Source organism: Streptomyces sp. NPDC054047, assembly GCF_055585065.1.
Genome location: NZ_JBVJKV010000015.1, coordinates 46,111 through 61,775, shown reverse-complemented (window position 1 = coordinate 61,775; position 15,665 = coordinate 46,111). Strand labels below are relative to the sequence as shown.

Genomic DNA, 15,665 nt, shown 5'->3' with positions numbered 1-15,665 from the left:
CTCACCGCCGCCGGCGTCAGCCGACCGCGTTCTCCGCCGCCGCGCGGCCGTGCACCGTCACGTCGCCGCCGTAGAACATCCCCGTGAACACCGGGCTGTAGGTCAGCTGGACCTCGACCTCGACCTGGTTCGCGTTCGCCGTCACGCAGTGCGTCGCCGCGACGTCCGCGCCGCGCATGCCCGTCGAGCGGGCGTACTGCTGTACTCGCGCGCCGCAGTTCTCGAAGTTGATGGGCGCGCCCTTGGCACCTTCGTAGATGCCCTCGGTGTCGAGATCCTGCGCGGCGTACCGCGCGGCCTGTTCCGCGATGTCCGCGGCCCGCTCCCGCTTGGAGATCGACAGGCCGCCGTCGATGACGAAGGCCGAGAGCGAGAGGAAGACGAGCGCGAAGATGATGACGGCGCCCGCGCCCGAGCCGCGGTCGTCCAGGCGTTCGCGGCGGGCGGCCACCCACGCGCGCAGGCGCGGGCCGATACGAGTAGCGGTGCTCACGCCGACCTCCGGTAGGGGTCCAGCGAAGAGCTGAAGCTGGCCTTCAGTGTCGTCTCCATGTCGAGGCCCAGCATGGCCAGGCCCCTTACCTCACAGCTCACTTCCACCGTGAAGAACGTGCCGGGGACGAAGCCCGCGCTCGTCTGGCTGACGGTGACCGGGCCCACGCAGACGCCCTCGAGGTCTGCTTCCGCCGCCGCCCGTGCCTCGGCCATCGCCGTGCCCATGTCCTTCTGGATCGATCCGGCGCGCGCGGCGTCACGCGCGGCGCCGTCGACGGCTCCCCGGCCGTCGACGAGCTGACCGAAGGCCACCAGGATCAGGATGAAAAGGATCATCACGGGCGCGAGGATGACCACCTCGATCGTCGAAAGACCCCGGTCGGACCCGAGGCCGAGCGCGCGGTACCGGAGAAGAGCACGTACCCATACGTTCCTCATCAGCCGCCCTCGCCCTCCTCGACGAACCGCTCCACCGGTCCGGACGACCGCGCGCGCACCGTCATGTCGAGACCGGGAAAGACGGAAGGCACCTTCGCGGTGATCTCCACGCCGACCGTGTTCGCCTTCGGCTCGACCGTCTTCACGTCCGGGCCGAGCACCAACTGCGGGCCGAGCTGCCGGATGTAGGCGTCGACCACGTCCCGCGCCTCGCCCCGCCAGCCGCCCGGGTTCTCGTCGGCCGTCGCACGGGCCTTGCGCGCACCCGCCTGGGCCGCGGCCTGGGCGACGTGATCCGCGAAGAAGTACAGCGCGAACTGCACCGTCGCGAAGATCATGAAGAACAGCACCGGGGTGAGCAGCACGAACTCGATCGCGGTCATGCCGGATTCACCGCGGGTGGAGGCTGCCTCCACCCTGCGGCGTATCCATCGCTTCACGCATCCGCGCACTCGTATCCGCCCTCGATCCCCGGTCAACGGCCGATCAGCAGGTGCCGTCGGCGTCCGCGCCCTCGATGCAGTTCTTGACGTCTTCCGCGCCGCCCTTCAGCGCGCCGTTGATCACGGCGGCGACCACGCCGACGATCGCCACGACGACCGCCGAGATGATGACCCACTCGACCGCGGACGCACCGCGGTCGAGCTCGCCGGAGCGGGCACGCTGCACGCGGCCCTTCAGGAAGGTGACCAGGAAGTCCACAGCCGGGTTGCCGGTGCTGAAGTTCCGTCCGTTCATGGTGAGTTGTCCTCTCAGGAGTGGGGGGAGGTTGTCGGGCCGCCGCCGTCCGCCGGCCCGTCCGTCGCCGTAAAGATCGCTAGACCTGGAACACGCGCATGGCCGCGGGGAAGATGAGGAAGACGAGGAAGCCGGCACAGAGAAGCAGCTGGGCGACGAGCATCGACTGGGACTTCTCGCCCGCGCTGCCCTCGATCTCGGCCATCTCGCGGTGGCGCATCGTCTCCGCTCGGGAGGCGAGCGAGTCACGCACCTTCGCACCGTCGTCCGCCACCAGGGCGAGCGAGGCCGACAGGTCCTTGAGCTCTTCGATGCCCAGCTGCTCGCCGAGCGTGCCGAGCGCCTGCCACTGGCTGATGCCGGTGATCCGCGCATCGGCCAGAGCGGTTCGGATACGTTGCGTCGCCCATCCGTCGGAGATCTCCGCCGCCGCCATCAGGGCCTCGGGGAGGCCGCGGCCGCCCGCCAGGCTCATCGACACCAGGTCCAGATAGGCGCCGATGACGCGGCGCAGGTCACGCCGCTTGGCCGCGGCGTCCCTTCGCACTTCGAGGTCGGGAAGGAAGAAGAAGATGACGCCGAACATCAACGCGAGCCACACGGGGATGATCGGGCTGCGACCGACCCCCAGCGTCCAGATGATGACGAACATGAACGGCCCGAAGAAGACTCCCGCAGCCGCCAGCAGCGTCTTGGTCGCCAGGAACTTCTCCCAGCTGCGGTCGAGCACGGCCAAGTCGGCCCGCAGCGAGCGCTGTTCCCAGCCCTGCGTGAGGTAGAACTCGGCGACCCGCTCGCCCACCCGGGAGCGCGTCGAGTCCAGCCGCCCCGAACTCTTGCCGGCGTTCCCGGCCGGTGAGCGGTGCGATTCGTACGCCGCCCCCCTGGCCCGCATCGCATCGATCCGCGCGACCGTCGCGACCGCGCTCCGCTTGGAGGGCATCAGGGCGCGGACGAGGGCGTAGATGCCCAGGCCCATGATGGCGCCTATCACTATCGGCATCGTCAGGCTCATCGACGTACCCCCTCAGGATTCGAGTAGCCCGGCTGACCGGGGTGACCCGGCTGGCCCGGGGCCGAACCCGGCTGTGCCTGCGGCTGGCCGTACGGGCCCGCCTGGCCCGTCAGCGGGGCCTGCTCGCCCGTACCGGGGGCGGTGCCCGGGCCCCGCGGGCGCACGAACTGCACGCCCGGCTCGTCCCTGACCAGGAAGCGGTCCGGTGTCTCCACCGTCGAGAGCTTGCGCAGCCACCAGAAGCCGAGTGCGAACAGGCCGCAGACGCAGGCGAGTACGAGCTGGCCCACCGCCGTGCCGTAGGGCTCGACGAAGTCGCGGTTGAAGATCGAGAGGCCGAGCACGAACGCGATCGACACCGCGACCACGATCTGCACCGACCGCCGCGTCGACGCCCGCTGCGACATCACGCGCTGGCGCATGTCGACCTCTTCGCGCGCCGACTTGGCCAGGGCGCCGAGCACCTGCCGCAGACCCGGGCCGCGCAGCTTCGCGTTCAGGATCAGTGCCGCCACGATGATGTCCGCCGACGCGTCGTCGATCTCGTCGGCCAGGACCTGCAGCGCCTCCGGCAGCGGCGTACGCGCGCGCAGACGGTCCACCAGGGCGTCCAGGTGGGGGCGGAGCACCGGAGCCGCCGCCCGCGCCGACGCGGGGATCGCCTGTTCCAGGCCGACCGCTCCCGCGATCGTGTCGCGCAGGGACTCCGTCCAGGCGGCGAGCGCCTCGACGCGCCGCATCTGCGACCGCTCCTCCGACGCGCCGCCGAACAGCTTGTCCCAGAAGAAGACGAGGATGCCGGACGCGATGCCCGCCACCGCCCAGCGCGTGAGGAGCAGGACCGCCAGGCCCACGCCGATCGCGAGCGAACCGCGCCGGCCCGCGAAGCGGATGAGTTCGCTCATCCGCTCGCTTGCCTTCTGCTTCTCGTGCTCGGGTTTCACCGGCAGCCCGCGCAGCGCGATCGCGAGGACCGCGAGGCCACCGCCGACCGCGACACCGCAGCCCAGTGCGTACAGGACGGGCAGCGAGAAAAGGCCGCCCATCGAGCCGAGTGAGTTCATGTCGTGCTCACCCCCATTGCCCGGCGGGGCGGTAGCCGAACGCGGCCAGGTCGTCCATGCAGGAGATCGGCGCGTGCGCGACGACCTGCCCGTTCGCGGCCTCCGCGAAGACCTCACTGGACAGCACGCGGCCGTCGACGCCGTTGACCTCGCGGACCGAGGTCACCATGCGCTGGAGCTTGCCGCCGGTCTGGTAGTTGTTGCGCCGCTGGATGAAGACGACGAAGTTGACGGCTCCGGCCACGAGCATCTGGCTCGCCTCGATGGGCAGCCGCTCGGTGGCCTGGAGGGCGTACGTCGAGATGCGGTTGAAGACCTCACTCGAACTGTTGGCGTGGATCGTGGAGAGCGAGCCGTCGTTGCCCTGCGACATCGCGTTCAGCATCGTCACGATCTCGTCGCCGAGCACCTCACCGACGATGACCCTCGACGGGTTCATACGGAGCGATCGGCGCACGAGCTCCGCCATCGAAATGGTGCCCTGGCCCTCGGAGTTGGGCAGACGCTCCTCGAAGGCGACGACGTTCGGGTGCAGGTCGGCGAACTGGTCGAGGCCGAGTTCAAGGGCTCGCTCGACGGTGACAAGACGCTCGTGCGGCGGGATCTCGTTCGCGAGCGCCCTCAGCAGCGTCGTCTTCCCGGCGTTCGTCGCGCCCGCGATCATGATGTTCTTGCGGGCCCGCACCGCGCACGCCATGAAGTGCGCGACCTCGGGGGTCACCGTGCCGTTGCCCACCAGGTCCGACATGAAGACCTTGCCCATGCGGGCACGTCGGATGGAGAGCGCCGGGCGCCGCGTGACGTCCATGACGGCCGACAGACGCGAGCCGTCGGGCAGCCGGAGGTCGAGCTGCGGGTTGGCGGAGTCGAAGGGGCGCGAGGAGAGACCGGAGTAGGCGCCGAGGATCTGGATGAGCTCGACGAGCTCCTCGTCCGTCTCGGCGACCGGGTCGGCCTTGGCCTCGCGGCCGTCGGCGTATCCGACGAAGACCTGGTCGCACCCGTTGATGTCGATGTTCTCGACCTCGGGGTCGTCGAGCAGCGGCTGGAGCCGTCCGACGCCGAAGAGCGCCGCGTGCACGGCGGCCGCGTACTTCTCCTCGGTCTCGGCGTCCAGCGGGGTGCGCCCGGCGTTGATCTCTATCCGGGCGTACTCCTCCAGGATCTGGGCGATGACCGCGCGGGCGTACTGCCGCTCGTCCTCGCCCGACATGGGGGTGACGCCGGAGACCTGGTCCAGGCGGCGCTGCTCGGCGATGCGGTCACCGGCGTCCTGCCGGAACCGCTTCACGAGCTGGTGATCGACGGGAACGCTCATCGGCCGGCCCCGTGCGCGCCGGCCCCGTGCCCGCCGTGCGTGCCCGCGGTCGGGTTGGCCCACGCGGCGCCGTACTGCTGGTAGAGGTCGACGGTCACCTTGCGGGCCGAGCGGATCAGCATCGACTTGTCGAGACGTCCGCGCTTGCGGCCCGCCAACTGCTCGGCGCCCGCCGGGTCCTCGGCGAGCGTGCCGACGACGCGGGCGCCGGTCTGCGCGGCCATCAGCATGTCGTTGACCTGGTGGACGAGCTTGGCGGATGTCGAGGGGTCGGCGATCAGGAGTACGCCGATGAGCGGGGTCGCAAGGGACGCGGCCCCCCGCGATCCGCCGTGCAGCTTCGTGGCGAGAGCGGCGGCCCGGTCACGGACGCGCGCGATGGCCTCGGGCTCGGTCCGCGAGACGAGCAGCACGAGGGCCGCCTGCGGGAAGAGCTCGACGGCGGGGGTGTCCCCACTGATACGACCGCAGTCGGCGATGACGTCGGCCGGCGCGTGCGGGGAGTCGGCGAGCTGGGAGAAGGCGCGGCCGAGGGTCGGCCAGAGACCCGCGAGCCCGGCGGCCTGCTCGGCCACTCCAAGCCCCACGAGGACTTCGAGCCCACCGGCCAACGGCTGCGTGTGGTCCCAGAGTTGGTCGGGCACGAGGCCGCGGCGTGCGGTGGCCGCGATGCTGAGCATCCCGGTGTTGGGGTTGAGCGGTCCGCCGTGCGCGGCGGCACTGCGGTAGACCAGGTCGCCGCCGGCGGGGTCGGTCTCCGCGACAAGGACGCGCCGCGGCCAGACGGCTGCGAGCGCGACGGCCGCGGTGGTGACTCCGGGAGACCCCTTGTCGGCGGCGAGAGCAATGAGCGCCATGTCTCTTCTACTCGCCTCTAGTTGCCGTCGGGAGACACTTGGACGAGGGAGACGGCACCGGCCGACGCGGCCCTGGTGACGGCTGCGGCGTCGGCGCTGTCCACCAGGAGCGTGACGCCGAGGGAGCCGGTGCTCACGGTGGCGTCGCTCTTGGCCGCGACGGAGCTGACGCGGGCGGCCGAGACGATCGGCGCGTCACTCGCGCTCGATCCGGCGGAGCCGCCGGTCTCCTTGTCGCTGGACCCCGAGGACGCGGAGTCGCCGACCTGGTAGACGTCCACGCTGTCGCCGGCCTTCACGCCGTCCGCGGGGTACTGCCCCTCCTTGAGGGAGACGCCGACCGCGGACTTGCCCGCGGGCAGGCCGCTCTTGCTGGAGAACATCTCGCCGACGGCCACGGCACCCTTGGGGATGGTGTTGGTTGCCTTGAGCTTCGTCAGGCTGTCGAGCTGGGACCACTTGACGTAGTTGATCGCCGAGTCCTCGGCGACCATCACCGAGCTGACGTTCTTGTCGCGGACGACGGACTCCCCGGCAGGGATCTCCGCCGTCACCTGGACGACCTCGATCCGGTCCCCCGCGCGCAGCACGAGGACGGTGGCACCGAGGGCGCCGATGAGGATGAGCAGAACGGCCAGGGCGGCGAGTGCCGGTTTGCGCTCGCGAGGCGGCGCGGGAAGGCGCTCACCGACCGCTGGCTGAACCGGCGCGGCGGAACGGCTGTTGCCCGCCCCCGTACGCTCTTGGATCTTCACGCAACTGCTCCCCGCACGCCCAAGAAGATTCGGTCATTTTCAGACACTCGCGACTCTCTTCGCCCGCCTCGGGCGGGCTATTCAGCCCCAGGCACAGTGTCAAGTCATCGCACCGTATCAGCAGCACATAAGCCCCTCAAGGCGCGCTGAGACTGCTGCGGCCCACGCCCCTCATCGTTATCCACGCGCAATCCGTACTCCATGGTTCCCACGCATTCCGGCATCGGAGACGGAGGGCGAGGATGTGCGTACGCGAATAATTACCCTTTGCGCAACGGGCCCCGAGGAGTGCGGTGATGAGGAACACCAGCCGACCGGTGACCGATGAACAGCTGATCCACCAGCCGGACGGATGACGCCGGGAGGGGCGGGAGTGGTTCCCGGGTGGGCGGAGTTCGGCCATGTGGGGTGGTGCGGGTGGGGCTGGAGGTGGCACTGGGGTTGGAGGTGGGGGTGGCACTGGGGTTGGCGCTGGGGGTGGATCAGCTCCGCCGCAGCTCGCTCTCGACGTGGACGAGGAAGCCTCGGAGGCCGAGGGCGACGACCTCGATGCCCTCCGCACAGCGGTAGACGGAGCCGTCAACTCGCGCTGGCGGAAGGCGATACACGGTCGCGCCATCCGTACGGCTGAGGGCGAAGAGCGCCCCGCCGCCGTCGGACCCGAAGACGACGACGGAGTCCTCGACCTCGCCCACGACCCGGGTGGGCAGATCCCCGCGGAGCCCGTCAGCTGTCTGCCGCACGGAATGGACGAAGAGTCCGACTCCTACGTCCGGCAGGCTGAGGCGGCTGATGTGGCGATAGAGGAGCGCAAGGTCGCCGGGGGCGGCGGGGACGGCGGAGACGGCGGAGGCTTCGTCGCGAACGGCTTCGTCGCACCCACTTCCGGTCTCGACGGAGTTGAGGTCGGGCCGGATACCCGAACCGGAACTCGAACTCGTTGAGATAGACGGCCAGCTCACCTCTCACACGAGAAACCCAGCCGTCGATCCACGCCCCGGAAAGGGCGCCATGGCGTCATGGCGCCATGGCCCGGCGGCTCGACATTCCACGGCACCCGATGAACCCCCACCAACGCTCCCCCGTCTCACAGTCCGGCACGCCGAGACCCGCAGCGACGGCGAGCCGAGCGGTGATGTACCGCACCACAAGAATCCCTGCTGTGCTCGACACGGAAGCGAAATTCAACCCCCATGAGACTTTCCTTTCCTTCGCACGTACGACGTACCTCGCGCAAGGCATCACGTAAGACGGTGGCGGCAGCCGGCGTGACCACGGCGGCACTTGCCATGCTGGCGACCAGCACCCCCGCCGCGCACGCGATCATCGGCGGCACCGAAGTCTCCAACGACGCCTACCCCTTCATGGCTGCCGTGCTGGACAAGGGCCCCGGCAGCCCGCTCGACCGCCAGTTCTGCGGCGGCAGCCTGGTCACCGCGGACACGGTGATGACGGCGGCGCACTGCCTGGTGGACGACGCGGGCAAGCCGCTGAAGCCGAAGAAGCTCCAGGTTGCGGTCGGCCGCACGGTCCTCTCCGCCTCCGGCCAGGGCCAGATACGCAACGTGGCCAAGGGCGGCGTGGTCGTGCACCCGCGCTACCTCAAGGGCCAGGAAGCGTACGACGTGGCATTCATCCAACTCAGCAAGCCGGTGCGGGGCATTTCCCCGATCGCCCTCCCCACGCAGGGCACGGACGCCCTGATCCGCCCCGGCCAGAAGGCCACGGTCGCGGGCTGGGGAAACACGGACACGGAACTCCCCAACACCCCTGACCGCTTGCGCCAGGTAAAGGTCCCGATTCTCTCGCACGCGGAATGCGCGACGAGTTACAAGGAATACGAATCAAAGGTCAACTTCTGCGCGGGAGTTGAGACGAAGGACTCCTGCCAGGGCGACAGTGGCGGCCCCATCTTCCGTAACGTCCCCGGCCGCAGGGCGCCGATCCAGATAGGTGTCGTCTCGTACGGAGACGGCTGCGGGGCGCAGGGCGCTCCGGGCGTCTACACGTCGGTGAGCTCATCGAAGCTGTGGAAGACGCTGGACGAGTCGGCGGCGGGGAAGAGGGTGAAGCGGGGCATGAACCGCCGCTGACGCGAGTTGCGCTGAGCTGATCCGGCGGGCTGAAGTGCCGCGCTGATCACGCGGGCGGGGAGGTCTGATCGCTCCCCGCCCGTTGGCGGGCTCGGAAGCCGCGGTGTTCGGAGCCGCGGTGTTCGGAGCCGCGGTGTTCGGAGCCGTGGCTTTCCGTGTCCCCGGCGGGTGATTCGTCCCGCGAGCGGGCCCTGGCGAACGCGAGCAGATCGTCCAGCCCGATCTCGCACGGGACAACCGCGTCGGAATCCTGCGGAGGGCAGGCTTCCGTACCCCACTCCGCGATGAGCCACGGGCCGTCGTGCCACTCGACCCGCCACACCTTCCGGGGGCGTTCTCCAGGAGGCGGAGGCGTAGGTCGGCACCGGGCCGGTCAGGGCGGGCCACGGGATCGGGAAGAGGCAATGGCACATGGGCAGCGGGGCAGGCAGGGTGCGATGAGGCAGGGCGATCGCTGACCACGGTCACCGCCGGACCAGGACGGCCGACCTCACAGGCAGAGGACGGCGACACCTCAACCGATCGGGCCCCAGTCGCGCCGCGGCCGGGGCGGCTCGGAAGGCGCGCCGGAACCGGCGGTCCCAGGCGACGCCGCACCCCTCACACGCCACCGCTCCCGCAACGCCAGCACCCCGGCCGCCACCATCAGCCCCCAGGGGACGGCCATGATCGCCCCGAACCCGAGCGCGAACCAGCCCCCGCTGTTCCCCTGCGTCAACTGACGCGCCCCGCCGACGATCGCCACCGTCATCAGCGCGGTCCAGGGCAGCATCCAGGGCCACGGATCCGGATCGGGCACCGGCTCCTCGCGCCGCCCGGAAAGGAACGCGGCGTACCAGTAGCGCGCCGCCCACCAGGCGACGACCAACAGAGACACCCCCACCGACCCCAGGGCCAGCCCTCCGAGACCCCCCATGTCCCCGGAGACAGCCGAAACCGTCATCCCAAGGCCGGGTACGAGCAACCCCAAAAACAACATGACACCGGCAGCCAGCCGGTACCGACGACTGCCCTCGAGCGCTCGGGGTGAGATGTACATGCGCGCCACCCTAGGAGGCACCGCAACGCACTTGCGTCGCCCCCGCGTCGCACCCGCGTCGCAAAGACCGACACCGATCTCCGCGACGGGTCTCTCGGGCGACCTCAGTGAGATCCACGTCGAACTCTTCGCCGCCGTCATGGCCACGTGCCGCCGGAGGACCGAGTGACCGTCGTCCATCCCTGCCGAAGGCAGCCGTACTGTCGATCCGTTCGTCGCCGAGTCCACTACCTCCACCGCCATCCGCCCCGGCAGCCCCGGCACTCCCCAGCATCACGACACGATGACAGTCCGCCGAAATGATCCCACTTGCCCCACAGACAACCCTGGCGGAACCAACAGCCCCACGGATAACGTCGGCCCGCTGAAGCCCCCCCCACCCACCCCACCGGGAGCCGACCGTGAACCGCCGCACCAAGCACGTCACCGCCGCGCTCGCCGCGACCGCAGCCCTGCTGCTGACGGCATGCGGCAGCGGAGACGACGACAAGGGAAGCAAGGGCGACAGTGCCGGCAAGGCGGCGGCCTCTTCCGCGGCCCCCGCCGAGAAGAAGCCCACCAAATCGGCCTCTCAGCTCTCCCTGACCAGGAACGAAGTGCCCGCCCACGCCGTGGTGAAGCCCGCCGACGGCTTCGTCTTCGCGAAGTCGAGGGACAACATCAAGGTCAGCAAGCCCGCCTGTACTCCGCTTGCGTACGCGATGAACCAGTTCCCCGCCGGCGACCCGCGGGACAGCTTCGTCCGCGTCGCGGAGGCGAAGGAGTTCGACGGCACCTTCACCTACATCACGCTCGCCACGTACGCGCCCGGGAAGGCGAAGGACGCCATGGCCGGCATGACGAAGGCGGTCAGTGCCTGCGCGGGTGGCTTCACCGCGAAGGGGGACAAGGCCTCCAGCCCGTACGAGTCCGTCGCCTCCGAGACCACCGGGACCGCACCCACTCCCGGCGCCGACGAGTCCCTGGCCTTCAGGACGACGAGCAAGTACAAGGGCAACACGCACACCGTGCGCACCCAGGTCAGCCGCCACGGCGACGCCATCGCCATCTATTTCGCAGTGGACGGCAACGCCTACCTCCAGTCACGTGCCGGCGACGCCAAGATCTTCCCTGCGGTTGTCAAGTCGCAGGAACAGAAGCTCAGTTGAGGGCGAGGGCCCGTCGCGACGGACCCTCTGACGCGGCGTCGAACCCCCCGCGCGGCTGAGCCCCATCCCCGCAAAACCGGGCGAGGCCCCGCATAGCGGCGTTCTTCGCGTCACGACACGATGACAGTTCGTCGAAATAGAGCACTTTGTCCGGCCATCGACCCTGGCGGAACCAACAACCCCACAGTTAACGTCGGCCTTTTGGAGACCCCCTCGCCCCACCGGGAGCCGACTGTGAACCGCCGGACCAAGCACGTCACCGCCGCGCTCGCCGCGACCGCAGCCCTGCTCTTGACCGCCTGCGGCAGCGAAGACGACGGCTCCAAGGACAACGACAAGATCGCCGGCGCCGACCAGGGCGCAGACAAGTCGAAGAAGTCGAACGAGCCGTCGGACGCACCCGCCGAGGACAAGCCGGACGGCGTGGACCTGACTCTGCCCAAGGACATGGTCCTGGTCTTCGACTGGGACAAGCCGGCGGACAAGGACGAGGCCGCGGCGATGGACGACGCCCGGCACTTCGTGCAGTCGATCTACCGGGGCGTCGCCGAGCAGAAGGTCGACGACCCGGCGGTCGCCACCTACGCGACGGACAAGGGACTCAGCTACGCCCGCACCCAGATCAAGGGCCGCGTCGACGCGGGAGTGACCTCCACAGGCACCCGACGCCATTTCCAGGAGAAGGTGCGGAAGTCCCCGAACGGCAGCGCGGTCGAGGTCTCGTTCTGCGTGGACTCCAGCAAGTTCTATTCAAAGGACGTGAAGTCGAAGAAGGTCCGCAAGGGGGCACCCAGTGCGGCGTCGTACGACTTCTTCAAGATCGTTATGAATAAGTTCCCGGGGAAGGACGACTTGTGGCGCGCTTCGGTTGTGTTCGTGACGGAGAAGGCAGACCAGTGCGCGTGAACAGAGCCGCGATCACCTGCCTCTCACTGTCCCTCGTCGTCGGCGGTCTTCTGACGGGCGGCGTCGCCCACGCCGACGAAGATTTCGGCAACGGCAAGGGAAGCGTCAAGGAAGAGGGCGGCAGCGACAAGACCGGCGTCTACGCCGCCGCACAGGTCAAGTACTCAGGAGCCGTCACCAAGGACGGCGGCAGCGGAAACGTCACGTCTGCCGACGTGAACTGGGATCCGCCGGCCTGCTGGTACGCCCCGTACCTCGGTGCCAAGGACTTCAAGAAAGAGATGTCCGCGAACATCAAGGAGCAGTTGAACACCCCCGGCTTGGGCTCGGGGGGAACCGCCCTGGGGCAGCTCAAGCGCCACTACGAGGACGATTTCGGCTGGACCGACACCCCCGGATACAAGGACTACAACGTCGAGAAGGACGGCGAGGGGATGTTCTGGGCAGGTGTCCAGAACCCCAACGAGCCCGACGTCCTCAAGCGCATGTCCTGCTCCGACATCCCCTTCTGGGTCGACAACGGCGAGCCGCCGCCTCCCCAGCACGAGGAGGCCATCACCCCGGAGATGCTGGCCGCCCTCGCCTACCAGCACATGGAGCTCCCCGGCACCAAGGTCACCCTCGCGCCAGAGGCCGTCACCAAGGTGAATCTGCCGACGTGGGCCTGGCTCGACAAGGCCGTCTTCGACGACGTCACGGCGACGGCGGAGATCAACGTCCCCGGCTTCAACCTCCAGGCGACGACGACCGCGACCCCCAAGTCCCTCACGCTCGACCCCGGCACCAAGGACGCCACCACGATCCCCGCGAACGGTGAGTGCCCCATAGTCGACGGCAAGATCGGCGAGCCCTACGCCAAGGGCAAGTCCAAGGAGACGCCGCCCTGCGGCATCACCTACCGCCGCTCGTCCGGCGGCGACACGTTCCCGCTGAAGGCCTCCCTCACCTGGGAGATCACCTGGCAGGGCACGGGCCAGGCGACGCCGGTCGGCATGCCCAACGGCACGATCGAGGCGGTCCAGCAGATCGAGGTCGAAGAAATTCAGTCCATCAACCGCTGACTTCGTAACCGGCGCCTCACGCGGCAGCGGCATATCGCTGCCGCGTTGATCGCCTGCCTCGGGGGGCGAAGTGGCGGAGCCATGAAGCCGCCCCCGGGCCCTCCCTTCAGCGGCCCTTTCCACGGTTGCGATAGCGCGCAGCAACGCGCGGCCGCACAGGCGCTCTCCGCACATACCGGAGTACCCGCCCCGCATCCATACGGGATCCATACGGGCCGGCCCCGGCGCAGATCACGCCACGACCATCACCCGATTCGCCCTCGTTCATCCGCAATTGGCAGTGTTCCGCCCGCGGGGTTCGACCTGGCGAAATGGGCTGCCCCACAGATAGCGTCGTGACCCTTGACTTGCCCCCACCTCGCCAGGAGTCGTTCGTGAACCCCCGCTCTTTGCCCGTTGCAGCCGCGCTTGCCGCAGCCACAGCCCTCCTACTGACGGCCTGCGGAGGTGGCTCGGGCTCAGGGGACAAGATTGAGGGAGCGGACCAGGCGGGAAGCTCGGGCTCGTCGAGCCCCAAGGCATCGCCGACCGCATCGGCCAAGGTCCCCGACTTCGGCCTCCCCAGTGACATCAAGGTGGAGATCGAGCCGAACGAGACCGGCAACAAGGCCAAGGACCAGATCCTCAAGGAACAGGCCGAGGGGCTCATGGCCCGACAGCGGATCTACGTCGACCTGGATCCCAATTCCCGCTTCCTGAGCCGCTATTACTCCGGCGACGCGCGGGCGTACTACGTCTCGGAGATCAAAAAGGCGAAGTCTGAGGGCCGCACCATTACGGGGACCTACCGTTACTACGACCGGAAGGTCGAGCAGAACACTGACGACCGCGCGATCGTCACCTACTGCGAAGACCGCACCAAGGCATTCGCGAAGGACGTCGACTCGGGCAAGGTACGGAAGACCGCTCCGAACCCCGAGGACTTCATCCGGAACACCGCGACTCTGAGCAAGACCGAGCACGACACGTGGCTGGTTCAGTCCTTCCGTGGGGAGGCCGAGGCGAAGGAGTGCCAGTGAGTGCCCTGACCCGCACCACGGCCACTTCGACCGGTCTCGCACTTCTTCTGGTTCTCGCTCATGCGGGGACTGCAAGCGCGGGTGACGGCACCGGAAGCTCAGGGAAGCCGCCCGCGGGTAGCGGTGAGGGCTCCTCGGGGAACGGCTCCATCGGTGCACAAGTGCAGTACGACACCAACTTCAAGGGTGCTCCGGACGCGTCTCCCATAGCTCCGAGCGGCGGGCCTTGGGAGCCGCCTTTGTGCTGGGCCCAACCCAAATTCACGCCTAAGCAGTACGAAGAAGAGCAGAAGAAGACCGCACCGATTGACCCCAGCACCGGTAAGACCCTTCCCGGCTGGAACAAGGGGAAGGAGTCCCACAAGGGCGAAAAGGGTGCCTGGTGGTACCGAACGTACGCCGTGGATCAGCTCAAGTCAGGGAACATCGAGCTCGGGGACATGGAGAAGTGCAACACGATCCAGGGCACCCAATGGGTTGAGCAAGAAGACGCTCCCCAGGACGCCATCTCCCCTCTCGCACTCGCGGGCCTCGCCTTCGCCGAAACGAAGCTTCCCGCAGCTCCGGTCACGCTCCGCCCCGCTGGCAGGCAGATCGTGAACCTGGGCACCCACGTGAAGTTCGACGCTCCGCTCGATCCGGTGTGGGTCACGGCGAGGTTCAATCATCTCGGTGTGAACATTGCCGCCACCACGGTCGCGACGCCCGTCGCTCTGCGCGTGGAAGCAGGCACCGAATTCGCCGATCCGCAGGCCTGCGATTACGACCTCACCAAGTCCAAGTCCGGCTACAAGGTCGACACTTCCACCTCGGACTGCAATGTCACTTACCAAAAATCCTCGGGTGACGGAACCTATCCACTCCAGGCTCGCATCACGTGGAAGGTGACCTGGACCGACTCCGACAACCCTGACGGCCCTCCACAGGAACCGGCGCTCCCGGATGGCTTGTCCACGTTCGAGCAGGACGTCGCCGTCAAGGAAATCCAGTCCATCAACCGCTAGACCAGCGCACCCTACGTATAGAGGAGCAGCAGTCGCATGTCGGACGACGAGGATCGCGAGCCCGGCCCCTGGGAGTACAGAGCGCGTGAGGGAATCATCAGGAAGATGATCCCGGGCGACGTCATCGCCGCGGTACCGGCTGCCCGCGAGGCCGCCGAATCCGATGGCCGAAGGCTGCAGTTCGACTTCCTCGACGACGAAGCAGTCTTGAAGATGCTGCGCCTGCGCCATATCGACGATCAACAGTTGAACAGCGCTGGGCTGAAAGCCGGATTTCCTACGGCATTGATCCTCTTCGGGCTCTTTCTCTACTGGGGCGCCTACGTCCGGTACTGGGAGTCCGCCAGGAATCAGTCCATGTTCTACGCAGGGGCCGGCCTCGTCGTCGTCGCCACCCTTGCGTTCTTCGTCGTCATGCTGATCCGACAGTGGGGCAACCGCCCCCGCCAGAAGGTCCGGGCCAGGGCAGCCGCGTACCGGAAGATCGCGCACATCGCGGCGGAGAACGGCGGCGATGTGCCGACCTTCTACCCGCACTACGGGCCGTACCCGTTCGCCGCGAACTTTCATCCCGACGCCGCCGAACTCGACCTGCCGGAACAGAGCAGATTTTGATGAGCATCACACAAAGGGCGACGTGCCCAGACTCTGGGCCGAGACCGTCGACAATCCCTGATCAATCACTGAACGACGACTACGCGGGCTGATGAAATCC

At 68.4% G+C, this 15,665-nt stretch carries 18 protein-coding genes; 7 read left to right on the top strand and 11 right to left on the bottom strand.

Annotation, left to right across the window (positions count from 1 at the left end):
- Positions 1–16: 16 nt before the first annotated feature.
- The 10 genes from ACZ6ZP_RS38525 to ACZ6ZP_RS38480 form a co-directional block, all read right to left on the bottom strand.
- Complete coding sequence (locus ACZ6ZP_RS38525; RefSeq protein ID WP_383820340.1) at positions 17–493, bottom strand: TadE/TadG family type IV pilus assembly protein; 477 nt, start codon at positions 491–493, stop codon at positions 17–19.
- Positions 490–933, bottom strand: coding sequence for a TadE/TadG family type IV pilus assembly protein (locus tag ACZ6ZP_RS38520; protein ID WP_469410278.1), 444 nt, complete (start codon positions 931–933; stop codon positions 490–492). Before ACZ6ZP_RS38520 ends, ACZ6ZP_RS38525 begins: the two co-directional genes overlap by 4 nt.
- The gene (locus tag ACZ6ZP_RS38515) at positions 933–1,316 is read right to left on the bottom strand and encodes a TadE family protein (protein WP_383820344.1); all 384 of its coding nucleotides are present in this window, start codon (positions 1,314–1,316) and stop codon (positions 933–935) included. The genes ACZ6ZP_RS38520 and ACZ6ZP_RS38515 overlap by 1 nt, the downstream gene beginning before the upstream one ends.
- A gap of 103 nt (positions 1,317–1,419) precedes the next feature.
- A complete protein-coding gene (locus ACZ6ZP_RS38510; protein WP_351170169.1) occupies positions 1,420–1,671 on the bottom strand; it encodes a hypothetical protein in 252 nt (83 codons plus the stop codon).
- Between the two features lie 79 nt (positions 1,672–1,750).
- A complete protein-coding gene (locus ACZ6ZP_RS38505; protein ID WP_351170166.1) occupies positions 1,751–2,686 on the bottom strand; it encodes a type II secretion system F family protein in 936 nt (311 codons plus the stop codon).
- Positions 2,683–3,750, bottom strand: a complete 1,068-nt coding sequence (locus tag ACZ6ZP_RS38500) for a type II secretion system F family protein (protein WP_351170163.1) — start codon at positions 3,748–3,750, stop codon at positions 2,683–2,685. Before ACZ6ZP_RS38500 ends, ACZ6ZP_RS38505 begins: the two co-directional genes overlap by 4 nt.
- Positions 3,751–3,757: 7 nt before the next feature.
- A complete protein-coding gene (locus ACZ6ZP_RS38495) occupies positions 3,758–5,068 on the bottom strand; it encodes a CpaF family protein (protein ID WP_351170160.1) in 1,311 nt (436 codons plus the stop codon).
- Positions 5,065–5,925: a hypothetical protein gene (locus tag ACZ6ZP_RS38490; protein WP_351170157.1), complete on the bottom strand. Its 861-nt coding sequence runs from the start codon at positions 5,923–5,925 to the stop codon at positions 5,065–5,067. The genes ACZ6ZP_RS38495 and ACZ6ZP_RS38490 overlap by 4 nt, the downstream gene beginning before the upstream one ends.
- A 17-nt stretch (positions 5,926–5,942) precedes the next feature.
- The gene (locus tag ACZ6ZP_RS38485) at positions 5,943–6,680 is read right to left on the bottom strand and encodes an RcpC/CpaB family pilus assembly protein (RefSeq protein ID WP_351170154.1); all 738 of its coding nucleotides are present in this window, start codon (positions 6,678–6,680) and stop codon (positions 5,943–5,945) included.
- 482 nt (positions 6,681–7,162) lie between these two features.
- Complete coding sequence (locus ACZ6ZP_RS38480; protein ID WP_469410277.1) at positions 7,163–7,642, bottom strand: hypothetical protein; 480 nt, start codon at positions 7,640–7,642, stop codon at positions 7,163–7,165.
- Between the two features lie 306 nt (positions 7,643–7,948).
- Here ACZ6ZP_RS38480 and ACZ6ZP_RS38475 point away from each other — a divergent pair, with 306 nt between their 5' ends.
- Positions 7,949–8,773 carry a S1 family peptidase gene (locus ACZ6ZP_RS38475; protein WP_351170148.1) on the top strand — a complete coding sequence of 275 codons (825 nt, stop codon included), beginning with the start codon at positions 7,949–7,951 and terminating at the stop codon, positions 8,771–8,773.
- 514 nt (positions 8,774–9,287) lie between these two features.
- Here ACZ6ZP_RS38475 and ACZ6ZP_RS38470 read toward each other — a convergent pair.
- Positions 9,288–9,650, bottom strand: coding sequence for a hypothetical protein (locus ACZ6ZP_RS38470; RefSeq protein WP_469410276.1), 363 nt, complete (start codon positions 9,648–9,650; stop codon positions 9,288–9,290).
- A 563-nt stretch (positions 9,651–10,213) separates the two neighbouring features.
- Between ACZ6ZP_RS38470 and ACZ6ZP_RS38465 the strand changes: the two genes are divergently transcribed.
- From ACZ6ZP_RS38465 to ACZ6ZP_RS38440, 6 genes are all read left to right on the top strand, one after another.
- Positions 10,214–10,960, top strand: coding sequence for a hypothetical protein (locus ACZ6ZP_RS38465; RefSeq protein WP_469410275.1), 747 nt, complete (start codon positions 10,214–10,216; stop codon positions 10,958–10,960).
- A 234-nt stretch (positions 10,961–11,194) separates the two neighbouring features.
- Positions 11,195–11,866, top strand: coding sequence for a hypothetical protein (locus ACZ6ZP_RS38460; protein ID WP_351170139.1), 672 nt, complete (start codon positions 11,195–11,197; stop codon positions 11,864–11,866).
- The gene (locus ACZ6ZP_RS38455; RefSeq protein ID WP_399980171.1) at positions 11,857–12,927 is read left to right on the top strand and encodes a hypothetical protein; all 1,071 of its coding nucleotides are present in this window, start codon (positions 11,857–11,859) and stop codon (positions 12,925–12,927) included. The genes ACZ6ZP_RS38460 and ACZ6ZP_RS38455 overlap by 10 nt, the downstream gene beginning before the upstream one ends.
- A 374-nt stretch (positions 12,928–13,301) precedes the next feature.
- Entirely contained in the window at positions 13,302–13,946 is a 645-nt protein-coding gene (locus tag ACZ6ZP_RS38450) for a hypothetical protein (RefSeq protein WP_469410274.1), read from the top strand.
- On the top strand, positions 13,943–14,950 hold the full coding sequence (locus ACZ6ZP_RS38445; RefSeq protein ID WP_469410273.1) for a hypothetical protein: 1,008 nt from the start codon (positions 13,943–13,945) through the stop codon (positions 14,948–14,950). The genes ACZ6ZP_RS38450 and ACZ6ZP_RS38445 overlap by 4 nt, the downstream gene beginning before the upstream one ends.
- A gap of 36 nt (positions 14,951–14,986) precedes the next feature.
- On the top strand, positions 14,987–15,565 hold the full coding sequence (locus ACZ6ZP_RS38440) for a hypothetical protein (RefSeq protein WP_469410272.1): 579 nt from the start codon (positions 14,987–14,989) through the stop codon (positions 15,563–15,565).
- Positions 15,566–15,665 lie beyond the last annotated feature (100 nt).